The 3,428-nt window shown below is 50.6% G+C and carries 5 protein-coding genes and 1 pseudogene; 5 read left to right on the top strand and 1 reads right to left on the bottom strand.

What is annotated here, in order from left to right; translation table 11 throughout:
- Positions 1 to 56 precede the first annotated feature (56 nt).
- A pseudogene (locus tag ACYVG7_RS08345) lies at positions 57 to 314 on the bottom strand (integrase); the annotation flags it as partial.
- Positions 315 to 520: 206 nt separating this feature from the next.
- On the opposite strand from ACYVG7_RS08345, the gene ACYVG7_RS08340 reads away from it, so the two are divergent.
- From ACYVG7_RS08340 to ACYVG7_RS08320, 5 genes are all read left to right on the top strand, one after another.
- A complete protein-coding gene (locus tag ACYVG7_RS08340) occupies positions 521 to 802 on the top strand; it encodes a CopG family ribbon-helix-helix protein (RefSeq protein WP_460882701.1) in 282 nt (93 codons plus the stop codon).
- Positions 802 to 1,077, top strand: a complete 276-nt coding sequence (locus tag ACYVG7_RS08335; protein WP_460882702.1) for a type II toxin-antitoxin system RelE/ParE family toxin — start codon at positions 802 to 804, stop codon at positions 1,075 to 1,077. Before ACYVG7_RS08340 ends, ACYVG7_RS08335 begins: the two co-directional genes overlap by 1 nt.
- Positions 1,078 to 1,655: 578 nt before the next feature.
- Entirely contained in the window at positions 1,656 to 1,910 is a 255-nt protein-coding gene (locus ACYVG7_RS08330; protein ID WP_460882700.1) for an Arm DNA-binding domain-containing protein, read from the top strand.
- Complete coding sequence (locus ACYVG7_RS08325; RefSeq protein WP_460882699.1) at positions 1,894 to 2,943, top strand: tyrosine-type recombinase/integrase; 1,050 nt, start codon at positions 1,894 to 1,896, stop codon at positions 2,941 to 2,943. Before ACYVG7_RS08330 ends, ACYVG7_RS08325 begins: the two co-directional genes overlap by 17 nt.
- A 30-nt stretch (positions 2,944 to 2,973) precedes the next feature.
- Positions 2,974 to 3,428 (top strand): Fic/DOC family protein (locus ACYVG7_RS08320; protein WP_460882698.1); only part of this gene is annotated, 455 nt, incomplete at its 3' end.

Here is a 3,428-nt window from a genome sequence, read left to right as displayed (position 1 = left end):
TGATGGCTCATGATGTCCCTCTGGGATGCGCTCCGGATGAACATGATGATCTCATATCAGGAACTTGTTCGCACCTTCCCTAGCGTAAGGCTTGGCTTCCACGTCAATGCTGAGCCTACGCTAGCTGCTTGTTCAATATGTTCAGACCACCAGGCCATCATTTCTCGGCGTCGCTCCAGATAATCTGTGCGGTTGTAGGCACTACGGACCTCGTCTTTATCTGAGTGCGCCAGCGCAGCTTCGATAACATCCGCATCAAATCCCTTCTCATTGAGGGTTGTACTGCCCAAAGCTTGTAGACCGTGCGCAACCAATCACCCTTAAGACTCATATGTGCAGAATTTTAACCAGGATGATCACTGAATCGAATCATGCTTGACCGATGATTATTGTCAAGTCGTTCACCCTATCTGAAGCTAGGCCTAGGTTGAGGTGTATTCCAGACTGACACTACCTTGATTGATTTTTGATAAATCACTATGATTAAAATTGAATCAAATAAAATAATTGGGGTTGGTACATGAAGAACAACATGACACAAGCAGCAACTAAGGTACTGACCGCGCACGTGCCACTATCGATGGCTGACAAAGTTGACCAGATGGCCGCCCGACTTGAACGCTCACGCGGCTGGATCATGAAACAGGCACTTTCCGCATGGATCGCTCAAGAAGAGGATCGTGATCGATTGACCCAAGAGGCGTTGGCAGACGTGGACGCAGGTCTCGTTATTGATCATCAGGCGGTGCAGGCTTGGGCTGACAGCCTCGGCACCAACCAGCAGTTGCCGGTTCCGCGTTGATGGAACTTAAGTGGACCAGTAAGGCGCTGTCAGATTTGGCGCGCTTATATGATTTTTTGTCTCCGGCTAACCAGCCCGCCGCAGTGCGGGCGGTGCGGGGGTTGACGCAGGCCCCAACCATTTTGCTAACCAATCCTCGCATTGGAGAGCAACTGTTCCAGTTCGAACCACGCGAGGTTAGACGGATTTTGGTTGGAGAGTACGAGGTTCGTTACGAGATCTTTGATTCGAGCATCTACGTGCTGCGGCTGTGGCATAGCCGAGAAAATCGTTGAAATCAGACTTTGGACAAAATGAAATCAGCTGACTTGACGCCAGTAGGGCCGAAATCCCAGATATCCAGATATAGAGTGAGCTCTAGCCACAATCAAAAAGAGTTTTGCTTCTGCGCAGAGCTGATAGCGGTGGGCAAGAAGGGTTCCGTTTTACGATCTAGAGAATGGGAACAACTGCGTTGATGATACGGCGGAGAACCTAGGTCTTCGCTGTTCCGCTATATGTGAATGGCTGCCTGTGCAATAAATTCTGATGTTTTTCCCCAGGTATCGCTTGCCAAGTGTGGTACCCCGTGTGGTACCCCAACGCAAAAAACACCTCAAAAGCACAAAGGGTCAGCCTCATGACGAAGCTAACCCTTTGTTTTATATGGTGCCGGTAATAGGAGTCGAACCTACGACCTTCGCATTACGAAGCCCTGTTTTTGCAATCCAAAGCAGTCCGATTATGTCCGATTTTTTGCATATAAAATATTGATATTTATGTTGTTTATCGATAAGTCTTATCCGAGATTGTCCGATGCGGTTTGCCCCTATACAATGCTTTTTAAGTACGCGAGCAAGTACGCGAGAATAGCATGATCAAGACAGATAGAGAGTGTAGCGCCTTGGTGCCTCCAGAAGGAAAGCTCCGGGTTGTGATGGCTGTTTCCAGTGGAGGCAATAAGGGACTCTGTTTGGAGGCTAGAGCTGGGGCCGCGTCCAAAAGCTGGTTGTATCGCTACTACATTGCGCAGAAACAGCACAAAATGACTCTCGGTAGTTATCCATCTATGGGGTTGGCGCAAGCCAGAGAGGCCCATTCTCAAGCTGCGNATGCTGATCCTGGATGAGCTGTTCGAGCAATGGCTAACCCATAAATCCACGGTTAAACGCCGTAATGGCGTACAAACCGAGATCAGTCCTAGAACGGCATCAGATTATCGTCGTATCTACCAGGCTCATTTGGAAAAAGCTCTTGGTAAACAGCGTGTCTGTGATATCTCCATGGCTGTCTTGCATCGCCATTACCAGAAACTGCAAAGAGTAAGCCTGGAAGGGTTGCGTAAAGCGATGGGGATCATGAACCAGGTGATGGAGGAGGCCATGCGACGCCAGTTGGTGGAGATGAGCCCAACTCTGGCCCTCAAGCCCAAGATTTATAATGCAACTCCTAACCCGCCGAGAGAGCGATGGCTGCCGATTGGGGAGCTACAAGCCTTGTGGTCAGCTCTGGAGGAGGGCGTTACAGGAGGCGGTGCCTTGGCTGCTGGGGGGCGTGGTGTTGCCGCCAGTACCGTTCTTTCTGGCAGTGTTGCCAATGCCATCAAGATGATTATCCTGACCGCCGTTCGACGGGGTGAAGTGATATCGATGCAGTGGGCACATCTGGATGGCGATCGCTGGACTATCCCCGAGACCAAGAGTGGACGTCCTCATGTGGTGACGCTGTCTCCCTTGGCCCAAGCCATTATTGAGGAGCAGAGGATGATCTGTTCACCAATCAGCCCCTACGTATTTGAATCGAGCACGAAGCTTGGTCATTCCATCACCGGGGATGCGTTAATGCGAGCGCTTGACCGGCTACAAAAGCGAAAAATGGCTGAATTTGAATCCTTCAGTGTGCATGACCTTCGGCGCAGCGTTGCCAACTGTTGTGGTATTGAGCTGGGTGCTGGCCCGCTCGAAATTGAGCATATGCTGAATCACCAGATCAGCGATAAGTTGCTGAGGACCTACCAAGCTGGGGCTCTGCGTAATCCTGAAAAGTTACGAGCGCTGTTTTTACGTTGGGGAGAGTTTGTGGCGCAAAATATAGCGGCTAATCCCAATGCGGTTGCTCAACATCCGTCAAATGTTGTGACAGTCCAGTTCGGGAAGCGATAGCCACCCGTATAGGTTCGAGGGGAAGTCATCGTGAACAAGTATTGGGTAGGCGGTGAGCAGACAGAGTACCAGCCCGGTTCGGATGAGCTGGTTCTTGCTAATCTGCTCGATATTGTTGATCCAGATGAAATCAATGATGTCGAGTTACTGCTTCTATCAAAGCTGTATGACGAAGTCCTGACCAGTCGTTTACCGATGGGGGCAATTCTTAGTTCAACGCTAATGTCGTGGCATAGACGCTGGCTGGGAAGGGTTTATAAGTGGGCAGGGGAACTTCGGACCGTCAATATGAGCAAAGGAGGGTTTAACTTTGCCGCGGCACCACGAATCCCCAAGCTGCTTAGCGAACTGGATGCTAACCAGATGTCACGATTGACACCTTGCTTTGGCATGAGTCGCGCCGAGCTCATTGCTGCGATTGCCGAGGTGCATGTTGAATTGATCCTGATCCACCCCTTTCGGGAAGGGAATGGCCGCCTAGCTCG

Source organism: Pseudaeromonas pectinilytica (assembly GCF_054780855.1).
This window is presented reverse-complemented; position numbering and strand designations above follow the sequence as displayed.